Annotated in this window: 16 protein-coding genes and 2 pseudogenes; 8 read left to right on the top strand and 10 right to left on the bottom strand. The window is 71.9% G+C overall.

The window, feature by feature from the left end:
• Positions 1–20: 20 nt before the first annotated feature.
• Positions 21–1,571, top strand: coding sequence for an MFS transporter (locus ACHMXE_RS34805; protein ID WP_395348492.1), 1,551 nt, complete (start codon positions 21–23; stop codon positions 1,569–1,571).
• Between the two features lie 27 nt (positions 1,572–1,598).
• Here the strand turns inward: ACHMXE_RS34805 and ACHMXE_RS34810 are convergent.
• The 4 genes and pseudogenes from ACHMXE_RS34810 to hemC form a co-directional block, all read right to left on the bottom strand.
• Positions 1,599–2,868 (bottom strand): annotated as a pseudogene (locus ACHMXE_RS34810) (heme biosynthesis protein HemY); the annotation flags it as partial.
• Positions 2,869–2,884: 16 nt separating this feature from the next.
• Positions 2,885–3,994, bottom strand: a complete 1,110-nt coding sequence (locus tag ACHMXE_RS34815; protein ID WP_395348493.1) for a uroporphyrinogen-III C-methyltransferase — start codon at positions 3,992–3,994, stop codon at positions 2,885–2,887.
• Positions 3,991–4,767: a uroporphyrinogen-III synthase gene (locus ACHMXE_RS34820; protein WP_395348494.1), complete on the bottom strand. Its 777-nt coding sequence runs from the start codon at positions 4,765–4,767 to the stop codon at positions 3,991–3,993. The genes ACHMXE_RS34815 and ACHMXE_RS34820 overlap by 4 nt, the downstream gene beginning before the upstream one ends.
• Before the next feature lie 14 nt (positions 4,768–4,781).
• Entirely contained in the window at positions 4,782–5,708 is a 927-nt protein-coding gene (gene hemC / locus ACHMXE_RS34825; protein ID WP_395348495.1) for a hydroxymethylbilane synthase, read from the bottom strand.
• Positions 5,709–5,803: 95 nt separating this feature from the next.
• Here hemC and ppc point away from each other — a divergent pair, with 95 nt between their 5' ends.
• The 3 genes from ppc (at position 5,804) to ACHMXE_RS34840 (ending at position 10,500) form a co-directional block, all read left to right on the top strand.
• Positions 5,804–8,650 (top strand): phosphoenolpyruvate carboxylase, encoded by a 2,847-nt coding sequence (ppc, locus tag ACHMXE_RS34830; protein ID WP_395348497.1) that lies wholly within the window; start codon positions 5,804–5,806, stop codon positions 8,648–8,650.
• Between the two features lie 10 nt (positions 8,651–8,660).
• Positions 8,661–9,065 (top strand): GFA family protein, encoded by a 405-nt coding sequence (locus ACHMXE_RS34835; protein WP_093348620.1) that lies wholly within the window; start codon positions 8,661–8,663, stop codon positions 9,063–9,065.
• Positions 9,066–9,276: 211 nt separating this feature from the next.
• Entirely contained in the window at positions 9,277–10,500 is a 1,224-nt protein-coding gene (locus ACHMXE_RS34840) for an MFS transporter (RefSeq protein ID WP_208507499.1), read from the top strand.
• 15 nt (positions 10,501–10,515) lie between these two features.
• On the opposite strand, the gene ACHMXE_RS34845 is transcribed toward ACHMXE_RS34840, so the two are convergent.
• A complete protein-coding gene (locus tag ACHMXE_RS34845) occupies positions 10,516–11,481 on the bottom strand; it encodes a LysR family transcriptional regulator (RefSeq protein WP_395348498.1) in 966 nt (321 codons plus the stop codon).
• Between the two features lie 48 nt (positions 11,482–11,529).
• Between ACHMXE_RS34845 and ACHMXE_RS34850 the strand changes: the two are divergent.
• Both ACHMXE_RS34850 and ACHMXE_RS34855 read left to right on the top strand, forming a co-directional pair.
• Positions 11,530–12,061 (top strand): annotated as a pseudogene (locus ACHMXE_RS34850) (GNAT family N-acetyltransferase).
• Positions 12,062–12,394: 333 nt separating this feature from the next.
• On the top strand, positions 12,395–13,306 hold the full coding sequence (locus ACHMXE_RS34855; RefSeq protein ID WP_395352925.1) for an MFS transporter: 912 nt from the start codon (positions 12,395–12,397) through the stop codon (positions 13,304–13,306).
• Between the two features lie 7 nt (positions 13,307–13,313).
• On the opposite strand, the gene ACHMXE_RS34860 is transcribed toward ACHMXE_RS34855, so the two are convergent.
• Genes ACHMXE_RS34860 through ACHMXE_RS34870 form a run of 3 tightly spaced genes read right to left on the bottom strand, consistent with a single transcriptional unit; the run spans position 13,314 to position 16,417 of the window.
• Positions 13,314–14,588, bottom strand: coding sequence for an AI-2E family transporter (locus tag ACHMXE_RS34860; protein WP_395348499.1), 1,275 nt, complete (start codon positions 14,586–14,588; stop codon positions 13,314–13,316).
• On the bottom strand, positions 14,585–15,325 hold the full coding sequence (locus tag ACHMXE_RS34865) for a LytTR family DNA-binding domain-containing protein (RefSeq protein WP_203204831.1): 741 nt from the start codon (positions 15,323–15,325) through the stop codon (positions 14,585–14,587). Before ACHMXE_RS34865 ends, ACHMXE_RS34860 begins: the two co-directional genes overlap by 4 nt.
• A gap of 27 nt (positions 15,326–15,352) precedes the next feature.
• Positions 15,353–16,417: a sensor histidine kinase gene (locus tag ACHMXE_RS34870; protein WP_395348500.1), complete on the bottom strand. Its 1,065-nt coding sequence runs from the start codon at positions 16,415–16,417 to the stop codon at positions 15,353–15,355.
• 50 nt (positions 16,418–16,467) lie between these two features.
• Here ACHMXE_RS34870 and argH point away from each other — a divergent pair, with 50 nt between their 5' ends.
• Positions 16,468–17,865, top strand: a complete 1,398-nt coding sequence (gene argH / locus ACHMXE_RS34875) for an argininosuccinate lyase (RefSeq protein ID WP_395348501.1) — start codon at positions 16,468–16,470, stop codon at positions 17,863–17,865.
• Between the two features lie 33 nt (positions 17,866–17,898).
• A complete protein-coding gene (locus ACHMXE_RS34880; RefSeq protein WP_395348502.1) occupies positions 17,899–19,392 on the top strand; it encodes a rhomboid family intramembrane serine protease in 1,494 nt (497 codons plus the stop codon).
• Between the two features lie 248 nt (positions 19,393–19,640).
• Here ACHMXE_RS34880 and ACHMXE_RS34885 read toward each other — a convergent pair whose 3' ends face one another.
• A complete protein-coding gene (locus tag ACHMXE_RS34885; protein ID WP_395348503.1) occupies positions 19,641–19,889 on the bottom strand; it encodes a hypothetical protein in 249 nt (82 codons plus the stop codon).
• 33 nt (positions 19,890–19,922) lie between these two features.
• A complete protein-coding gene (locus ACHMXE_RS34890; protein WP_395348504.1) occupies positions 19,923–20,057 on the bottom strand; it encodes a hypothetical protein in 135 nt (44 codons plus the stop codon).
• Positions 20,058–20,153: the final 96 nt, after the last annotated feature.

Genomic DNA, 20,153 nt, shown 5'->3' on the forward strand with positions numbered 1-20,153 from the left:
CCGCTTCAACCGGACGCCCCATGACCCTCTCACCCACCGCACGCAACCGCCTCGCGCTGGTCGCCCTCTGCCTCGTCGCCGCGATGTTCGGCCTCGAGATCTCCAGCATTCCCGTGATCCTGCCCACGCTCGAGAAGACGCTGCACGCCGACTTCGAGGCCATGCAATGGATCATGAATGCCTACACCATCGCCTGCACCACGGTGCTGATGGCGGCCGGCACGCTGGCCGACCGCTACGGCCGCAAGCGCGTGCTGGCGATCAGCCTGCTGCTGTTCGGCCTCACCTCGCTGGCCTGCGGCCTGGCGCCGAGCGCACCGCTGCTGATCGGCGCGCGCTTCCTGCAGGGCCTGAGCGGCGGCACCATGCTGATCTGCCAAATCGCCATCCTCTCGCATCAATTCCAGGAAGGCCGCGAACGCAGCCGGGCCTTCGCCATCTGGGGCGTGGTGTTCGGCGTCGGCCTGGGCTTCGGGCCGATCGTCGGCGGCGCGATCGCCGCGCTGTGGCGCTGGGAATGGGTGTTCCTGGTCCATGCGCCGCTGGCCGCCATCGCCTGGCTGCTGGCGGCCGTCGGCATCGGCGAGCCGCGCGACCCCGAGGCGAAGCGGCTCGACCTCGCGGGCATCGTCACGCTGTCGCTCGCGGTGCTCGGCCTCACGGGCTACATCACGCAGGGGCCCGGGCTCGGTTTCGCGAGCGCGGCGGGGCTGAGCCTCATCGGCGCCGCGGCCGCGAGCTTTGCCGCCTTCGTGGCGATCGAGCGCAGCCGCGCCCATCCGATGTTCGACTTCTCGGTGTTCCGCATCCGCGCGTTCTCGGGCGCGATCCTCGGCTCGGTCGGCATGAACTTCAGCTTCTGGCCCTTCATGATCTACCTGCCGATCTACTTCCAGGCCGGCCTGGGCTACGACGCGGTGCAGGCCGGCACGGCGCTGCTGGCCTACACGCTGCCGACCCTGCTCGCGCCGCCGCTGGGCGAGCGGCTTGCCGCGCGCTTTCGCGCCGGCGCCGTGATCCCGGCCGGCCTGTTCGCCATCGGCGCGGGCTTTTTGCTGATGCGCTGGGGCAGCGGCGTCGCCGAGGCGAGTTGGCTCACGCTGCTGCCGGGATGCCTGCTGGCGGGCCTCGGCCTGGGCGTGATCAACACGCCGGTGACCAACACCACCACCGGCTCGGTGCCCGCGAGCCGCGCCGGCATGGCCTCGGGCATCGACATGAGCGCGCGACTCATCACGCTGGCGATCAACATCGCGCTGATGGGTTTTCTGCTGCTCGCGGGCATCGTGGCCGCGCTGCGCGGCGCGCTGCCGGAACTGGCGCCCTCGCTGCCCGCGCTCGCCGAGCGGATCGCGGCCGGCCATCTCGCGACGCTGCACCGGGAGTTCCCGGCGCTCGCCGCGCTCGATCCCTCGGGTGCGATCGCCCACGGCGCGCTGCTGCAGGGCTTCGGCGGGGTGATGCTCTACGGTGCGCTCGGCGTGTGGGTGCTCGCGGCACTGAGCGCGCTGGCCTTCCACGGCGGGGGCAGGCGGCCCCCCGGTCGCCTGCGCCTCTCGCCCCTGAGCTAGCGCAGCGAGACCGGGGTGGTTCTCGATCTGCGCCGCGTTGCGCCAGGCCAGCGCGGCCTGCTCGGCATCGCCGCGGTCCTCGGCCAGCTGCGCGAGCGCGAGCCAGGCGCGGCGGTAGAGCTCGGGGTCCTGCAGCCCCATGCCGGCCTGCGACAGCAGCTGCTGCGCCTTGCCCCGAGAGCTGGCGCTTCATGCAGGCCATGCCCGCGAGGTACTGCAGGTTGGCGTCGCGCGGGTTGTTGCGCTGCGCGCTTTCGATGCGCGCGAGCCAGTCGGCATCGACCGAATCGAGCCCCGCCTCGAGCGCCAGCGCGAGCTTCACGCGCAGCGCGTCGCCGAGGCCGCGCGGCACCGACACCATGCGCTCCCACGCCGGCAGCAGCCAGCCGCGCGCCACCGGCAGGTCGCCCTTGAGCAGCACCATGCGCTGCGCGGCGTGGATCGCGACCTCGGGCATCTCGCGCTCGGCCGTCTCGAGTTCGGACCAGGCGCGCAGCAGCTGCGCCGGATCGTGCGCGCCCGACAGCAGCTCGGTCGCGAGCCCGCGCACGATGCTCTGCGCGGCGGCTTCCGAGAAAGCACGGTGCTTGGCCAGCAGCCGCGCGGTCTCGAGCGCCTCGAGCGTGCGGCGGTCCTGGCGCGCGGCCTTCAGCCGCAGCCGCAGCGCCAGCGTGCGGCGCTGCGCGCCCTGCGGCAATTCCTCCAGCCGCGCGAGCGCTGCCGCCGGATCGCGGTCCTCGAGCGCCCAGCGCGCGGCGCGCAGCTGCACGCCCTCGCGGGTCTCGGGACTGGCCAGCAGGTTGCGGTCGGCGCTCTCGTTGAGCGCCTGCTGCAGATGGGCGTCGCGCGCCGGGCGGTCCTGCAGCGCCTGCGCGCTCTCGGCCGCGAGCAGGTGCGACAGCACGCGCACCTGCTGCGCCTGCGGCAGGCTGGCGCCGAGCGCGGCCAGTGTCTTCTCCTGCGTGAGCGCGGCCTGCGCGGCCTTGCGCGCGCGCGAGAAGCGGCCCGAGATCAGCTGCACCATCGCATCGAGCAGCGCCGAATGCAGCATGCGTTCCTTCTGCTGCATGCGCCACTGGCGCGCCTGGGTCGGCAGCGAGAACAGCGCGGCCAGCGCGCGCAACGCCGCGTGCAGCAGCACGAACAGCGTCAGCAGGATCACCAGCACGAGGTTGAGCGAGAGGTCGACCCGCCAGGGCGGCCAGAACACGGTGATCGTGCCCTGGTTGTTGCCGGCGAACAGCGCGACCGCCGCGGCGACGGCGAACAGCGCGAGGAGCCAGAGTGCGGCGCGCATGAAAAGCCCTGCCCTCTCAGCGGCCGGCCGCGGCGGTGGCCAGGGCGGCGAGCGTGTCGTCGATGCGCGGCGGCTCGGTGGTCTTCACCAGCGCCTGCAGCTGCTGCAACTGCGTCGCAGCCGTCTGGGTGCGGCGCGAGGCGGGATCGAAATAGCGGTTGAGCGAGGCCGCCACGTTGGCGAGCTCGGTGCGCGTGACGTCGACCTGGCGCGACAGCAGCGACAGGCGCGCGTTGAGCAGCTTGAGCTTGAGGTTCTCGCGCAGGAAGTAGGTCTGGTCGGGCGCCAGCAGGATCGCCTCGGGCCGCTCGATGCGGCCCACGCGCACCAGCGAGCGCGCCTCGTTGCGCACCATGAGCAGCGCGCGCTCCCACCAGGGCGCGTCGGCCGGCACCGGGTCGGCCTGCCAGGCGTTGAGGCCGGTGCCGCGCATCGCGACCGCGTTGAGCGGCGGCAGGTCGTCCACGCCGCGCATCAGTTCGTCGAGCTTCTGCAGCGCCTCGCCGCCGTCGGCGCTGGCGGTGCTGCGCAGCCGGTCGGCATCGCGCTGCATGGCGCGCTGCAGCGGCGCCAGCCGCGGCTGCGCGGCGCGCGCGATGCGCAGGTCGCCGGCCTTGAGCGCGGCCAGCAGCGGCTCGACGCTGCCCGTGACCTGCGCCTGCTGCAGCGCGAGCCGCAGCGTGGATTCGATGTCGACCACCAGGTTCTCGTCGCGCGAACGCGAGAGGCTCTGCATCAGTTCCTCGAGCTGCGAGCGCTGCAGCGCGACCTCGGCGACGCGGGTCTCGGTGAGCGCCACGCGCGCGGCGGCGTCGCGCACCGTGTCCTTGGCCTCGCGCGCCAGGGTGCGCGCCTCGAGCGACTGCATAAGCGCCTCGCTGCTCTGGCGCGCGAGCTGCTCCTTCATGTTGCCGACCTTCTGCCACAGCGCGATCGACGTCAGCAGTGCGCCCAGAGAGACCAGGGCCAGCAGGCCGAGGCCGATGCGCGTCAGGGTGGTGGCGGCCGCGGCGAGGGCGGCGGGCGATTGGGAAGACGTGGAAGAAGTCGTCAGCGGAGCCGGCACGGGTGCCTGGGGTGCGGCGGAGGCGGAAGAAGACTCGTCGGACGGAGGCACGGCGCTCATGCGAGGGATTCTATAGACGCGACCAGCGCTTCCAGCAGCGGCGCGCTCTCGCGCACCGTTCCGAAACCCGCGCCACGCGCGGCTTGCGCGATGCGCGGGTGGGTGGCGATGGCGCGCGCGGCCCGCCAATCGATGGCCGGCAGCGCGGCGCGCAGGTTGGCGATCGCCTCCGAACTGCTGAAGAGCCAGAGCGCGCGGCCCGTCGCGCCCTCCTCTGCCAGCCGGCGCTGCGCCTCATCGAGCACGGGCGCGAGCCGGCGGTAGGCCACCACGGTCTCGCGCCGCGCGCCCGCGGCGTCGAGCGCCTGCGCGAGCCAGTCGCGGCCCGCGGGCTGGCCCTGTGCATCGCCGCCGCGCACGATCAGCACCCGCAATCCGGGCACGACCCGCGGCCCCACGATCGCCCACAGGGCTTCGGAATCGAAGCGGCCTTCGTCGGCCGCCGGCGTGTCGATGTCCTCGGGCGGAACGCCGTTGCGTTGCAGCGCGCGCGCGGTGCCGGGGCCGGTGGCCCAGAAGCGGCAACCTGCTTGCAGCGCGGTGCCGGCGTTGGCTTCGAAGAAGCGGTCGACCGCCGCGGCGCTCACGAACATCCGCGCCGCGTGGTGTTCGTTCCAGGCCGCGCGCAGCGGCGCGGCATCAGCGACCGGGGCGATCTCGATCAGCGGCAACGCGCGCGCATCGAAGCCCGCGTCGCGCAGTGCATCGATCCACGGCGGCGCCTCGCGCGCCGGTCGCGTCACGAGGACGGTCGGCGCTGCGGTCGTCGCCACGGTCCCCACGCGCTTCAGTGGGCGCCCGCGTCGCGCAGCAGCGAGGCCGCGTGCAAACCGAGCGCATCGGCCTGCGCATGATCGCCGGCCTCGGCGCGCGCGCTCACCTGCAGCATCGGCTCGGCGCCCTCGGGGTCGCCCCAGGCGGCGTCGATGCGCAGGCTGCCGTCGGGTTGCCAGCGCGCATGCGCGGCCAGCGGCATCGAGCAGCTGCCGCCCATCGCGCGGCTCACGGCGCGCTCGGCGGCGGTGGCGAGCCAGTCGCCGCGGTGCGACAGCGGCGCCAGCAGTGCGATCAGGTCGGCGCGATCGGCGCGCACCTCGATGCCCAGCGCGCCCTGGCCCGCGGCCGGCAGCATGGTCTCGGGCTCGAAGGCGATGCGGATGCGGTCCTCGAGGCCCAGGCGCTTGAGGCCCGCGGCGGCGAGCACGATGGCGTCGTACTGGCCCTCGTCGAGCTTGCGCAGGCGGGTGTCGAGGTTGCCGCGCAGCGGTTCGATGCGCAGGTCGGGCCGGCGCGCGCGCAACAGCATCACGCGGCGCAGGCTCGAGGTGCCGACCACGGCGCCCTGCGGCAGTTCGTCGAGCGAGGCATAGCGCGGCGACACCAGCGCGTCGCGCGGGTCCTCGCGCTCGAGCACGCAGGCCAGCACGAAGCCCTCGGGCAGCTCCATCGGCACGTCCTTGAGCGAGTGGACCGCGATGTCGGCGCGCCCTTCCTCGAGCGCGAGCTCGAGCTCCTTCACGAACAGGCCCTTGCCGCCGACCTTGCTCAGGGTGCGATCGAGGATCTGGTCGCCACGCGTGGTCATGCCCAGCAGGCGGACCGTGTGGCCCTTGTCTTGCAACAGCGCTTGCACGTGCTCGGCTTGCCACAAGGCCAGCCGGCTTTCGCGCGTGGCAATCACGATATTGCTCAAAACCGCCCCCGAAAAGTACATGAACAGAAACCGGCGGGATGCTAGCATGTTGCGCCGCAGCAACGGCGGCGACGCTCCATTCCAACAGCACTCCAAGTCTCCAGGAACACCATCGAATGAAAGCCAGCAAGACCCCTGTCGCCCCACCGAAGCGCAGGCAAGCCGAAGACCAGCCGCTGATCGACGACATCCGCCTGCTGGGCCGCATCCTCGGCGACGTGATCCGGGAGCAGGAGGGCAAGGAGAGCTATGAACTGGTGGAGAAGATCCGCACGCTGTCGGTGGCCTTCCGCCGCGATGCCGACCAGACCGCCGACCGCGCGCTCAAGAACCTGCTCAAGAGCCTGACCGCGGCCGAGACGGTGCGCGTGATCCGCGCCTTCAGCTACTTCAGCCACCTGGCCAACCTGGCCGAAGACCGCCACCTGATCCGCCGCCGCACCGAGGCCGAGCGCGCCGGCGAGAGCGCCGACGGCGACCTGCAGACCGCGCTGGCGCGCATCCGCAAGGCCGGCGTGAAGCCCGACGAGATCGTGGCCACGCTGGCCCACAGCTACCTGTCGCCGGTGCTCACCGCGCACCCGACCGAGGTGCAGCGCAAGAGCATCCTCGACGCCGAGCGCGCGATCGCGCTGCTGCTGACCACGCGCGACGAGATCCGCCTGCGTCAGCAGGCCTATGCCGGCGGCACCGACGCGCTGTCGCCGCTCGAATTCGCCGACAACGAGGCGCAGATCCGCATCCGCGTCACGCAGCTGTGGCAGACGCGCCTGCTGCGCTTCTCCAAGCTCACCGTGGCCGACGAGATCGAGAACGCGCTGAGCTACTACGAGGCCACCTTCCTGCGCGAGATCCCGCGCGTCTATGCCGACCTCGAGAAGGCGCTGGCGCAGGGCGGCCAGACGCCCTCGGTCGCGACCTTCCTGCGCATGGGCCAGTGGATCGGCGGCGACCGCGACGGCAACCCCAACGTCACGGCCGAGACCCTCGAGTACGCGCTGCGCCGGCAGGCCGAACTGGCGCTGCGCCACTACCTCACCGAGGTGCACTACCTGGGCGGCGAGCTCTCGCTGTCGGCCACCCTGATCGACGTGTCGGTCGAGATGCAGGCGCTGGCCGAGCGCTCGCCCGACACCAGCGAGCACCGCAAGGACGAGCCCTATCGCCGCGCACTGACCGGCGTCTATTCGCGGCTCGCGGCCACGCTGCGCGAGCTCACGGGCGGCGAGGCCGCGCGCCACGCGGTGGCGCCGCAGAACCCCTACGCCACGGCCGAGGAGTTCCTCGCCGACCTGCGCACCATCGAGGACTCGCTCGGCGAGAAGCACGGCAGCCTGCTGGCCGCGCCGCGCCTCAAGCCGCTGATCCGCGCGGTCGAGGTGTTCGGCTTCCACCTCGCCACGGTCGACCTGCGCCAGAGCTCCGACAAGCACGAGGCCGTGATCGCCGAGCTGCTGGCCACCGCGCGCATCGAGCCCGCCTACGCCTCGCTGGCCGAGGAGGCCAAGCAGACGCTGCTGCTCAAGCTGCTCGACGACGCGCGCCCGCTGCGCGTGCCCGATGCAGCCTACTCGCCGCTCGCGAAGAGCGAGCTCGCGATCTTCGCGGCCGCGCGCGTGGCCCGCGCGCGCTACGGCAACGCGGCGATCCGCCACTACATCATCAGCCACACCGAGACCGTGAGCGACCTGCTCGAGGCGCTGCTGCTGCAGAAGGAAGTGGGCCTGCTGCGCGGCGCGATGGACAAGGACGCGACCTGCGACCTGATCGTGGTGCCGCTGTTCGAGACCATCGAGGACCTGCGCAATGCCGCGCCGATCGTGCGCGCCTTTTACGCGCTGCCGAACATCCAGGCGCTGATCGAGCGCTCGGGCGCCGAGCAGGACGTGATGCTCGGCTACAGCGACAGCAACAAGGACGGCGGCATCTTCACCAGCAACTGGGAGCTCTACCGCGCCGGCATCGCACTGGTGGCGCTGTTCGACGAGCTCAACAAGAAGAAGGCCAACCCCATCCGGCTGCGCATGTTCCATGGCCGCGGCGGCACGGTGGGCCGCGGCGGCGGCCCGAGCTACCAGGCGATCCTCGCGCAGCCGCCCGGCACGGTGCGCGGCCAGATCCGCCTGACCGAGCAGGGCGAGGTCATCGGCTCGAAGTACGCCAACCGCGAGATCGGCCGGCGCAACCTCGAAACCCTGGTGGCCGCCACGCTCGAGGCCACGCTGCTGCCGCAGGGCAAGTCGGCGCCCGCCACTTTCCTGTCGGCGGCCGGCGAGCTCTCCACCGCGAGCATGGCCGCCTACCGCAAGCTGGTCTACGAGACCCCGGGCTTCGGCGAGTACTTCTTCAGCGCCACGCCGATCCGCGAGATCGCCGAGCTCAACATCGGCTCGCGCCCCGCCTCGCGCAACCCCAGCCACAAGATCGACGACCTGCGCGCCGTGCCCTGGAGCTTCAGCTGGGGCCAGTGCCGCCTCACCATCCCGGGCTGGTTCGGCTTCGGCTCTGGCGTGGAGCAGTTCCTCGCGGCCGCCGGCAATGCCGCGGGCCGCAAGGAGCGCCAGGCGCTGCTGCAGCGCATGTACGCGCAGTGGCCCTTCTTCCGCACGCTGCTGTCGAACATGGACATGGTGCTCGCCAAGAGCGACCTCGCGCTGGCCTCGCGCTATGCCGAACTGGTGAGCGACCGCAAGCTGCGCCAGAAGGTGTTCTCGATGATCGATGCCGAATGGCACCGCACCTCGGACGCGCTCACGCTGATCACCGGCGCCAAGCAACGGCTCGAGGGCAATGCAGAAATGCAGCGCTCGGTGCGCCACCGCTTCCCCTACATCGACCCGCTGCACCACCTGCAGGTCGAGCTGATGCGGCGCTACCGCGCGGGCGACGGCGGCGAGCGGCTGCAGCGCGGCATCCACATCTCGATCAACGGCGTGGCCGCGGGCCTGCGCAACACCGGCTGAGGAGGCGCGCATGCAAGGCTCCTGTCTCTGCGGCGCCGTGGCCTACGAGGCCGCGAAGCTCGCGGGCCCGATCGGCCACTGCCATTGCCGGACCTGCCGCAAGGCGCATGCGGCCGCCTTCGCGAGCACGGCGCGCGTGGACCGTGCCGACTTCCGCTGGCTGCGCGGCCAGGACGACGCGCTCGCGGCCTTCGAATCGACGCCCGGCAAGCTGCGCCACTTCTGCCGCCGCTGCGGCAGCCACCTCGTGGCGGAGTGGGTCGCGCAGCCGCAGGTGATCCTGCGCGTGGGCTCGCTCGACGACGATCCGGGCGTGCGGCCGAGCCAGCACATCTGGCGCTCGCACGACGTGCCATGGATGGCCTGCGGCGAGGACCTGCCCTCGTTCGCCGAGGCCGCGCCGCCCAAGCCCTGAGCGCGCCCTTGCCGTCGATGGACGGCAAAGTGCCGCTCCCGGGCGCCTGCGTGCAGCCGAAAGCACGCAAACCCCTCGATTGTTCGCCCTGGGGAAACTGACAACTGCCGCGCGCCCCCTTTGTCGCGGGCGCCCCGGCGACCACACTGCGAAGCCCCTTGCAACAAGCATCGACCGCCGTGCCGGCCGATGCCCACCGGACTTCCTCCTCATGATGAACGCACCCAGCGGCGCCCCCTGCATCGACGCGCTGCCGCCCGATTCCGCGAAGACCTCGCGCTCGACCTGGCTCGCGGTCGGTTCGCTCTCGGTCGGTTCCTTCGCCATGGTCTCGACCGAGTTCATGCCGATCGGCCTGCTCACCGACATCGCCAGCACCCTCAACGTCTCGAACGGCACCGCGGGCCTGATGATCACCATGCCCGGCATCCTCGCGGCCTTCGCGGGACCGGGCCTGATCGTGGCCTCGGGCCGGCTCGACCGCCGCACCCTGCTGATCGGTCTCACGGTGGCGCTGATCGCCTCGAACCTGCTCGCGGCCTTCGCGCCCAACTTCGCCACCATGCTGATCGCGCGGCTGATCCTCGGCCTGTGCGTGGGCGGCTTCTGGACCTTCGCGCCGCCGGCCGCCACGCAACTGGTGCCGCCGGCCCAGCAGGCGCGCGCGATGTCGCTGGTGCTGGCCGGCGTGTCGGCCGCCACCGTGCTCGGCGTGCCGGCCGGGGCCTTCCTCGGCACCACCTTCGGCTGGCGCGCCTCCTTCGCCGCCACCGGCGCGCTGGCCGGGGCCGTGCTGCTGGTGCAGCTGTGGCTGCTGCCGCCGCTGCCCTCGGCACGCGCCATCGGCGCGCGCGACCTGCTGATCCCGCTGACGCGGCGCATGGCGCAGGTCGGGCTGCTCGCGGTGCTGTTCTTCATCGCCGGCCACTTCGCCGCCTACACCTACCTCAAGCCGCTGCTGCAGCAGGTCTTCGGCCTCGACCCCAACGGCGTGACCACGCTGCTGCTGGTCTACGGCGCCGTGGGCTTCTTCGGCACCTTCCTCGGCGGCAGCATGGTGGCGCGCAGCGTGCGCGGCACCACCCTGCTGGCCGCGCTGCTGCTGGCCACGGCGCTGATCCTGTCGACGCTGCTCGGCACCGGCATGGTGGCCGGCGCGGTGGTGGTCGTGATCTGGGGCGTGGCCTTCGGCCTGATCCCGGTGGCGCTCACCGGCTGGATGCTCGAGGCCGTGCCCGATGCGCCCGAGGCCGGCCAGGCGCTGCTGGTCAGCGGCTTCCAGGTGGCGATCGCCTCGGGCGCGCTGCTCGGCGGCCGCGTGGTCGACGGCTGGGGCATCTCGAGCACCATGGTGATGAGCGGCGGACTGGTGCTGGTCGCGGCGCTGATCGTGGTCACGCTGGGCCGTGCGCGCAGCGCCGCCGTGGCGGCCTGAGCGGCAGCTTCTCCCTCAACGGCCGGGACGCCCGCGTGGCGCGCCCGGCCTTTTGCTTTCGGCCCCGGCTCGCGCGATCGCATCGAGCACCACGCGCAGGCCCTTGCCCACCGGCTTGTCGCGCCGCAGCACGATCGCCAGGCTGCGCGACAGGGGCGGCACCAGCCGGCTGATCTTGAGTTCGGGATGGGCGCCGCGCCCGCGCATCGCCATGCCGGGCACGATGGCGTAGCCCAGCCCCGCGGCCACCATCTCCTTCATCGCCTCGACGCTGCCGAGTTCCATCACCGGCTGCGGCTGCAGCCCCTCGGCCGCGAACCAGCGGTCGACCAGCCGGCGCGTGTTGGCCGCGGGCTCGAACAGCACCAGCGGCAGCGGCGCCAGGTCGGCCGGTCCCACGCGTGCCTTCAGCGGCGCGAGGTCGGCGCGGCCGATGGCCACGAATTCGTCGTCGAGTACCGGCGTCACCTCGAGCGAACGCCCGGTCGCCGGCAAGGTGACGAGCGCGAGATCGATGCTGTTCTCCTCCACCTTGCGCACGCAGTCGTCGGTGTTGCCGGTGCTCACCACCACGCTGAGCGCCGGGTACTGCTCGCGCAGCGCGCGCAGCAGCGGCGGCAGCAGGTGCAGGCAGGCGGTGGCGCCGGTGCCCAGCCGCACGCGGCCCGCGACCGCGCTCGCATGGTCGGCCAGCGCCTCGATCGCGTTCTCGACCGCGGCATCGATGTGCTGCGCATGCCGCAGCAGCTCGCTGCCGGCCGCCGTGGCCCGCGCGCGCCGGCCCACGCGCTCCACCAGCCGCACCGCGAGGCGGCGCTCGAGCTGGCGCACCTGCAGGCTCACCGCGGGCTGGGTCAGGCCCAGGCGCTCGGCCGCGGCCGAGAAGCTGCCGGTCTCGACCACCAGGCCGAAGGCGCGCAGCTGGTCGAGGTTGAGCGAGCGCTGCAGCGGCTTGTCCAAAGTTTTTCTCATGGCTTGCATAGGTGATCTAAGCTTCATTTATCGATCGCCGCGCGTCAAGATCGCGCCATGCCTTCTTCCGACCTTTCTTCTTCTTTCGCCTCGCTCGCGATCGCCGACGCCGAGCCCCAGCATCTGGACCAGATCCAGGCCATCTACAGCCACTACGTGCTGCACGACCTCTGCTCCTTCGAGGAGCAGGTGCCGACGGTGGCGCAGATGCGGTCGCGCCGCGTCGAGGTGCTGCGCCTCGGCCTGCCCTACCTGGTCGCGCTGCGCCGAGGGCCGCGTGGTCGGCTATGCCTATGCCGGCGCCTACCGCGCGCGCTCCGCCTACCGCCACACGGTCGAGGATTCGATCTACGTCGCGCAGGGCGAGCACGGCCGCGGCATCGGCAAGGCGCTGCTCGCGGCGCTGATCGAACGCTGCGCCGCGCGGGGCCTGCGCCAGATGGTCGCGGTGGTCGGCCACAGCGGCAACGCGGGCTCGACGCGGCTGCACGAGAGTCTGGGTTTCGAACGGGTCGGCGTGCTGCGCGACGTGGGCTTCAAGTTCGGCCGCTGGGTCGACACCGTGCTGATGCAGCGCGCGCTGGCCTGATGGCGGCGCAGCCGTCCCTGCCCGCGCCGGGCTGGCTCGCGATGCTCTGCGCGAGCCGGCTGCTGCAGGCCATGATCGTGACGGCCTATGCCGGCGTGCTGCCCTTCACCCTGGTCGACTGGCGGATGAGCGCCGCGCAGGCGGGCTCGATCCAGAGCGCCTGGCACCTGGGCTACATGAGCTCGCTGTTCGCCGTGGGCCTCCTGGCCGACCGCTTCGGCGCGCACCGCGTGTTCCTGCTCGGCAGCGCGGTCAGCGCGATCGCGGCGCTGGGCTTCGCGCTGTTTCGCGAGCGGCCACCGCTCGGCGCTGCTGCTGTACGGGCTCGCGGGGCTGTGCGCCGGTGCCTCGTACACGCCGGGGCTGCAGCTGCTCGCGCGCAATGCCGAACTCGCCGTGCGCGGCCGCGCGATGGGGCTGTTCCTCGGCGCCTCGTCGCTCGGCTATGCGCTCTCGCTCGCGGTGGTGGCCGCGCTCGCGAGCCTCGCGCACTGGCGCCACGGCCTGATCGCGGCGGCGCTGTGCACCGCGGTGGGCGCGCTGCTCACCGTGCCCGCGCTGCGCCGCATGCGGCTGCCCGCGGCACCGCCGCCGGCCGCGCGCGAAGGCACGCTGCGCGCGCTGATCGAGACGGTGCGCGACAAGCCCGCGATGGCCGGCAACTGGGCCTATGCCTTCCACTGCTGGGAGCTGATGGCACTGTGGGCCTGGCTGCCCGCCTACCTCGTGGCCGCGTCGGGCGATGTGCCCGCGGCGTGGAAGGGCGCGGGCATCGCGCTCGCGGCGCTGGCGCACCTGGTCAGCGTGTTCGGCAGCATCGCGGGCGGCGCCGCTTCCGACCGCTGGGGCCGCGCGCGCGTGATGATGGTCGCCACCCTCGCGAGCCTGTGCATGTCCTTCGCCTTCGGCTGGATGTGGAGCTGGCCGCTGTGGCTGCTGGCGGTGGCGGCCGCGCTCTACAACCTGTTCGCCATCGCCGATTCCTCGGTCTACTCGACCGCGCTGGCCGACGTGGTGGCGCCGCATCGGCTGGGCGTGGCCTATTCGGTGCGCTCGGTGATGGGCTTCGGCGCGGGCGCGATCAGCCCCTGGGTGTTCGGCCTCGCGCTCGACTGGGGGCAGGCGCGCTTCGGCACGGGCAGCACGCACGGCTGGGTGGCGGCGTGGACCACGGTCGGCCTCGGCGCGCTGCTCGGGCCGCTGATGATCGCGCGCTTCGCGCGGCTGGCCCGGCCGGCGCGCTGAGCGGGCCCTACTCGCCCAGCAGCTCGCCGATCGGCTGCAGGTCCTCGACCCGGTCGCAGATGGCCTTGATCACCATCGTGATCGGAATGCCCAGCAGCAGCCCCCAGACGCCCCAGAGCCAGCCCCAGAAGATCACGCCGACGAACACTGCGACCGGGTTCATGCGGCTGGTGCGGCTGGTGAGCCAGGGCATCAGCAGGTTGCCGACCAGGGTGTGGATCAGCAGCGAGGTGCCGGCCACCGCGATGCCCATCTCGAGGGTGTTGAACTGCAGGAAGGCCACCAGCCCCGCGGCCGAGAGCACGATCACCGAACCGATGTAGGGGATCAGGTTGGTGACGCCGGCCACGATGCCCCAGACGGCCGCGTTCTGCAGCCCGAGCGCCCAGAAGGCCAGGCCGGTGGCGACACCCACGAGCACGCTGGTGAAGATCTGCACCAGCAGGTAGCGCTCGATGTTGCGCGTGATGTCGTCGAGCACGTGCACGGTGATCTTCTTCTTCTCGAGGCTCGAGCCCGAGATCTTGATCAGCTTGCGCCGGAAGGTGGAGCCCGAACACAGCGCGAAATAGGTGAGGAAGGCCACCAGCGTGAGCTGCCCGGCCGCGCCGAGCAGGCCGACGGTGCCGGTCCAGAGGTAGTCGCGCACGTTGAACGGCGGCCGCTCGATCACCACGCGCGCGACGCCGCGGCGTGCCAGCGCGCGCGAGTTCTCCTCGGCCGCGCGCTCGAGCTGCGAGGCGGCCTGCTGCACGCTGTCGAGCGTGCCGCTGCTGCCCTTGTCGGTGCGCGTGGCCTGGCGCAGCTTCTGCGCCGCGGCGGGCAGCGAGTCGAGCAGGGACGAGGCGCTGCCCGAGAGCGAATAGCCGGTCCAGCCGATGGCGCCGCACAGGCCGAGCAGGATGACGGCGGCGCCGATCCAGCGCGGCAGCCGCCAGCGCTCGAGCCGGTCGACCAGCGGCGACAGCGCATAGCTCAGCAGCAGGCTCAGCATCAGCGGGATGAACACCGACTGCGCCCACTGCAGCGCGAACACGCTGGCCAGCACCGCGAGCACCACCAGCGAGAAGCTGCGCACGTCGACCGGCACGCGCAGCACCGGCAGGTCGCGCTCGGCGTCGGCCTCGGACTTCGGCACGGGCGGCGGCTCGGGCTGCAGCGCGGGCGCGGGAACGGAGGCGGCCGCCACCACCTCCTCGGGCGGGGCAGGCTCGGGCGCGGGCGCCTCCTGCTGCGCGGCCGGCGGCCGCGGGGCGTCGTCGTCGCGCGCCTTGTCGTTCATCGTGCGTCCTTGATGACTTCGCGCACCGCCGCCAGCTGCCGGCGCGACACCGCGACCAGCTCCGGCACGGTCGACAGGCGCAGCGCCCAGCCCTCGGCGTCCTCGCCGTCGTCGTAGCGCTCGAGCGCGCGGATCGCGCTGCGCGCCACCAGCGCGTTGCGGTGCACGCGCAGGAAGCGCTCGGGATAGCGCTCCTCGAAATCGTTGAGCGAACCGTCGAGGATGTGGCTGCGCGCGGCCGTGCGCACCGTGAGGTACTTGTATTCGGACTTCAGGTAGACGATCTCCGCCAGCGGCACGCGCTCGGCGCGGCCGCGGTCCTGGATCAGCACGCTCTCCTGCGCCGCCTTGTCGCTGGCGCGCTCCTTGAGATAGCGCTCGGCCTTCTGCAGCGCCTGCTGCAGCCGCTCGGCGCGCACGGGCTTGGTGAGGTAGTCGACCGCGTCGAGCTCGAAGGCGGTGACCGCATGCGCCGCATGAGCGGTCACGAACACCACGGCCGGCGCGTCGGCGCGCTCGCGCAGCGCGCGCGCCACCTCGATGCCGTCGATGCCGGGCATGTGCACGTCGAGCAGCACCACGTCGAGCTTCATCGACGCCAGCTGCGCCTGCGCCTCGGCGCCCTGCGCGGCCTCGGCCACCACCTCGGCCGCGGGCGCGCTGCAGTCGCGCAGCAGGGTGCGCAGCCGCGAGCGGGCCAGCGCTTCATCGTCGACGATCAATGTCCTCAGGCTCATTCATGTCCCCCACGCAATCGCATGCGTTCATGATTCGGCGGGTATCGCGATGCGCACCCGGTAGCTCTTCTGATCCATGCCGGCGCTGAACTGCATGCGCATGTCGTGCAGCAGCCGCAGCCGGTCCCTCACGTTCGCCAGCGCGATGCCATGGCCGCGCGGCAGCGGTTCGTCGGCCCAGCGCAGCGGCGGCAGGCTGTTGACCACCTCGATCACCACCATCGAGCCGCGCCGCTCGGTGCGGATGCGCAGCCTGGCACCGTCCGGGCTCGGCTCCACGCCGTGCTTGATCGCATTCTCGACCAGGGGCTGCAGCAAGAGCGGCGGCAGCCGCGCGTCGCTGGCCGCGGCATCGAGGTCCCAGCGGATGCGCAGCCGCTCGCCGAAGCGCACCTGCTCGATCGCGAGGTAGCGCTCGGCCAGCGCGATCTCGTCGGCCAGGGTGCCCGATTCGCCGGGATCGGCCAGCGCCTGGCGGAACAACTCGCTCAGGTCCTCCAGCATGGTCTCGGCCTTGGCGGGCTCCTCTCGCACCAGCGCGATGGCGCTGTTGAGCGTGTTGAACAGGAAGTGCGGCCGGATCCGCGACTGCAGCTCCTCGAGCCGCGCGGTGGTGGCCGCCGGCGTCTGGCCGCGCGCGCGCAACACCATCGCCGCCATCACCATGCCCGCGAAGAAGGCGCCGGCCAGCGCGCTCGCGAACCAGGGCGCGCTGCCCAGCACGCCCGTGAGCCGCAGCAGCCCGCAGCCATAGAGCGCCGAGATGGCGCCCAGCAGCGCGCCCACCGCGTACTGCCACGGCACCGGCAGCCGCCGCAGCGGCTTCTTGAGCCCGCAGGCCGCGACCAGCCACAGCAGGGTGGCCGGCAGCGCGCCGCCCGTGACCGTGGCGGCCTGCACGAGCCACTCGCCAGGCGAGCCCGAGACGAACATCGCGGCCACGCCCACCACCGCCTCGACGAAGACCACGGTGCGCAGCACCACGCCGATCTGGCAGGCGTCGAACAGCACCGCCTGCGCGTGCGCGGACGTGCGCGTGCGGTCGGAGGACGCGGCATGTGGGGTGGCCGATAAAATCGCCGGCTTGCGCATTCGCAGATACATTGGGTAACCAGCCCATTATTGCCTCCCGAACGGCTCCCATGACCCAAAACCAACTCGACAAGAAATCCGAAGCCTGGTCCGCCCTGTTCTCGGAACCCATGAGCGACCTCGTGAAGCGCTACACCGCCAGCGTCTTCTTCGACAAGCGCCTGTGGCAGGCCGACATCCAGGGCTCGCTCGCCCATGCGGGCATGCTGGCCGCGCAGGGGATCATCAGCATGCAGGACCACGCCGAGATCGAGCGTGGGATGGCGCAGATCCGCGCCGAGATCGAATCCGGCGCCTTCGAGTGGAAGCTCGACCTCGAGGACGTGCACCTGAACATCGAGGCCCGCCTGACCCAGCTCGTGGGCGACGCCGGCAAGCGGCTGCACACCGGCCGCAGCCGCAACGACCAGGTCGCGACCGACGTGCGCCTGTGGCTGCGCGGCGAGATCGACCTGATCGCGGAGCTGCTGGTCACGCTGCAGAAGTCGCTGGTCGACATCGCCGAGAAGAACGTCGAGGTGATCCTGCCGGGCTTCACCCACCTGCAGGTGGCGCAGCCCGTGAGCTTCGGCCACCACATGCTGGCCTACGTCGAGATGTTCAGCCGCGACGCCGAGCGCCTGGCCGACGTGCGCCGCCGCGTCAACCGCCTGCCGCTGGGCGCCGCCGCGCTGGCCGGCACCAGCTACCCGCTCGACCGCGAACTGGTCGCGAAGACGCTGGAGATGGAAGGCGTGTGCCAGAACAGCCTGGACGCCGTGAGCGACCGCGACTTCGCGATCGAGTTCAGCGCCGCCGCCAGCCTGTGCATGGTGCACATCAGCCGCATGAGCGAGGAGCTGATCCTCTGGATGAGCCAGAACTTCGCCTTCATCCAGATCGCCGACCGCTTCACCACGGGCTCGTCGATCATGCCGCAGAAGAAGAACCCCGACGTGCCCGAGCTGGCGCGCGGCAAGACCGGCCGCGTGGTCGGCCACCTGATGGCGCTGATCACGCTGATGAAGGGCCAGCCGCTGGCCTACAACAAGGACAACCAGGAAGACAAGGAGCCGCTGTTCGACACCGTCGACACGCTCAAGGACACGCTGCGCATCTTCGCAGAGATGATCGGCGGCATCACGGTCAAGCCCGAGGCGATGGAGCTGGCCGCGCTGCGCGGCTACGCCACCGCCACCGACCTGGCCGACTACCTGGTGAAGAAGGGCCTGCCGTTCCGCGACGCGCACGAGATCGTGGCCCACGCGGTCAAGGCCGCGACCTCGCACAAGGTCGACCTGGCCGAACTGCCGCTGGCGGTGCTGCAGCAGTTCAACCCGAAGATCGAGAAGGACGTGTACGACGTGCTGAGCCTGCGCGGCTCGCTCAACGCACGCAACATCCTCGGCGGCACGGCGCCCGCGCAGGTCAAGGCGCAGATCGCGCGCCACCGCGCCCGCCTCGGCTGATCGCAGCGGCCCTCGGCAGCGCAGGGCCCCGCCATGTTCTACGCCATCCCGCTCGAGAACCGCCCGAGCTGGCGCAACCCGCCGTGGATGACGGTGCTGCTGATCCTCGTGAACATGCTGGTGTTCTGGGGCCCGCAGCGCAGCGAGGAGAACGCGCAGGAACGCGCCGCGCGCTACTACGCGAGGAGTTCGCTGCCGGCGCTCGAGCTGCCGGCCTTCGTCGACTGGCTCGAGCGCACCCGGTCGCCGCGCGCCGAGGCCGCGCGGCAGCTGCTCAAGCTCAAGCGCACCGACGAGCTGCTCGAAGGCCTGCAGCACGAGCGCGCGTTCCTGCGCCAGCTGCGCGCCGACGAGGTGATCACGCCCGCGCATCCGCGCTTCGACGAATGGAAGCGCGAGCGCCGGGCGTTCGATGCCCAGTGGCCCGCGCCCTTCACCGAGCGCTGGGCGCAGGACTACGCGAAGGACGCCGAGTCCAGGCCCTGGACCTGGATCACGGCCGCCTTCCTGCATGCCAGCACCGGCCACCTGCTGGGCAACATGCTGTTCCTGTTCCTGTTCGGCTTCTCGGTCGAACTCGCGCTCGGGCGCACCACCTTCCTGAGCTTCTACCTGCTGGGCGCCGTCGGTGCCTCGGCGCTGGCCGGCTGGTCCTATGCGGGCAAGGGCAGCTACGGGCTCGGCGCCTCGGGCGCGGTGTCGGCGCTGATGGGCATGTATGCCGTGATGTACCGGCTGCGGCGCATCCGCTTCTTCTACCAGCTGTTCTTCTATTTCAACTACGTCACCGCGCCGGCCCTGCTGCTGCTGCCGGCCTGGATCGCCAACGAGCTGCTGCAGCACCTGGCGGGCGGCCAGGGCATCGCCTACATGGCGCACCTGGGCGGCCTGCTGAGCGGCGCCGCGCTGATGACGCTGGCGCTGGCGCTCGGGCGCGTGAAGACGCCCGAGACCCTGGCGGCCGAGCGCACGAGCGCGCGCGACAACGACGGCGGCGAGGGCGAATTCCAGCGCCGCGTCGCCAACGCGCGGCGGCTGGGCGCGGCGATGAAGTTCGAGTCGGCCAGCAGCGAGTGGCGCGCCGCCGCGGCGCTGCGCCCGAACGACGCCGACACCCTGCGCGCCTGGTTCAACACCGCGCGGCTGCAGCCGGCCGGCGACGACTTCCATGCCGCGGCGCGGCGCATCTTCCGTCTGAGCGCCACCGACCCCGACACGCTGGCGCTGCAGCATGCGAGCTTCACCACCTACCTCGACCAGGCGAAGCCCGGCGTGCGCCTCAGGCCCGAGGACATGGCGCGGCTCGCGCGCCGCTTCGTGCGCATCCGGCAGTTCGAGGACGCGCGCCGGCTCTGCACCATCCTCTTGAAGACCGCGCCCGACCATCCCGAGCTGGCCGACACGCTGTCGGTGTGCGCCAACGGCCTGCTGCACGCGGGCGAGCGCGAAAAGGCGGTCGGCCTGCTGCCGCACCTGCTGCGGCTCGCGCCCGACGACATGGTCACGCGCGCGCTGCAGCGCGCCTGAGCCGTTCCGAGCTTTCCGGCCGCGAGTCGGAGACCCACACAGTTCGCAAGGACTTGCTCGGCAAACGCTAGCGATACTTAACTTTGCATTCCAGCCAAGCGGCTGTCACACGACTTTGTCATGGTTGGCATCGCACTTGCAGGGCTTTCTCTCTGTAAAGCTCGCTCCCGGTCTCCTCCTGCATTGAACTCGGGAGCGCCCGTTCGCTCCATTTGGGGCCTTCGTCACTTCCCCCCGCCCATGCCCGCTCACACACGCCGTCCCTTCCCGCTGCTCATCACCGCCCTCGCGCTGGCCGCCGCCATCACGCTCGCCGGCTGTTCGCGCAACGAGGCCGCCGCGCCCAAGGCGGCGGCGCCCGAACGGGAAGTCGGCACCGTCACGCTCAGGCACGAGACGCTGGCGCTGAGCACCGAGCTGCCGGGCCGCACCGCGGCCCCGGTCATCGCCGAGATCCGGCCGCAGGTCGGCGGCATCCTCAAGGAGCGGCTGTTCACCGAGGGCTCGCAGGTCAAGGCCGGCCAGGTGCTCTACCAGCTCGACCCGGCCTCGCTGCAGGCGGCCCATGCCAGCGCGCAGGCCAGCGTGCGCAAGGCCGAATCGGCGCTCGCCACCGCGCGCACCGTGGCGCGCCGCAATGCCGAGCTGGTGAAGATCGACGCCATCAGCCGCCAGGTGTTCGACGAGTCGCAGGCCGCCGAGCAGCAGGCCGAGGCCGACCTCGGCGTGCGCGCGCGCGGCCGAGCAGACCGCGCGCATCC

It is taken from the genome of Variovorax sp. UC122_21, from assembly GCF_044056785.1.
Classification (GTDB): Bacteria; Pseudomonadota; Gammaproteobacteria; order Burkholderiales; family Burkholderiaceae_C; genus Variovorax.

Coding starts and splice junctions, on each gene's coding strand:
- ACHMXE_RS34805 (WP_395348492.1), top strand. CDS start 21: ATGACCCTCTCACCCACCGCACGCAACCGCCTCGCGCTGGTCGCCCTC.
- ACHMXE_RS34815 (WP_395348493.1), bottom strand. CDS start 3,994: ATGAGCGCCGTGCCTCCGTCCGACGAGTCTTCTTCCGCCTCCGCCGCA.
- hemC (WP_395348495.1), bottom strand. CDS start 5,708: ATGTACTTTTCGGGGGCGGTTTTGAGCAATATCGTGATTGCCACGCGC.
- ppc (WP_395348497.1), top strand. CDS start 5,804: ATGAAAGCCAGCAAGACCCCTGTCGCCCCACCGAAGCGCAGGCAAGCC.
- ACHMXE_RS34835 (WP_093348620.1), top strand. CDS start 8,661: ATGCAAGGCTCCTGTCTCTGCGGCGCCGTGGCCTACGAGGCCGCGAAG.
- ACHMXE_RS34840 (WP_208507499.1), top strand. CDS start 9,277: ATGATGAACGCACCCAGCGGCGCCCCCTGCATCGACGCGCTGCCGCCC.
- ACHMXE_RS34845 (WP_395348498.1), bottom strand. CDS start 11,481: ATGCAAGCCATGAGAAAAACTTTGGACAAGCCGCTGCAGCGCTCGCTC.
- ACHMXE_RS34860 (WP_395348499.1), bottom strand. CDS start 14,588: ATGAACGACAAGGCGCGCGACGACGACGCCCCGCGGCCGCCGGCCGCG.
- ACHMXE_RS34865 (WP_203204831.1), bottom strand. CDS start 15,325: ATGAGCCTGAGGACATTGATCGTCGACGATGAAGCGCTGGCCCGCTCG.
- ACHMXE_RS34870 (WP_395348500.1), bottom strand. CDS start 16,417: ATGCGCAAGCCGGCGATTTTATCGGCCACCCCACATGCCGCGTCCTCC.
- argH (WP_395348501.1), top strand. CDS start 16,468: ATGACCCAAAACCAACTCGACAAGAAATCCGAAGCCTGGTCCGCCCTG.
- ACHMXE_RS34880 (WP_395348502.1), top strand. CDS start 17,899: ATGTTCTACGCCATCCCGCTCGAGAACCGCCCGAGCTGGCGCAACCCG.
- ACHMXE_RS34890 (WP_395348504.1), bottom strand. CDS start 20,057: ATGGCGTCGATCTTCACCAGCTCGGCATTGCGGCGCGCCACGGTGCGC.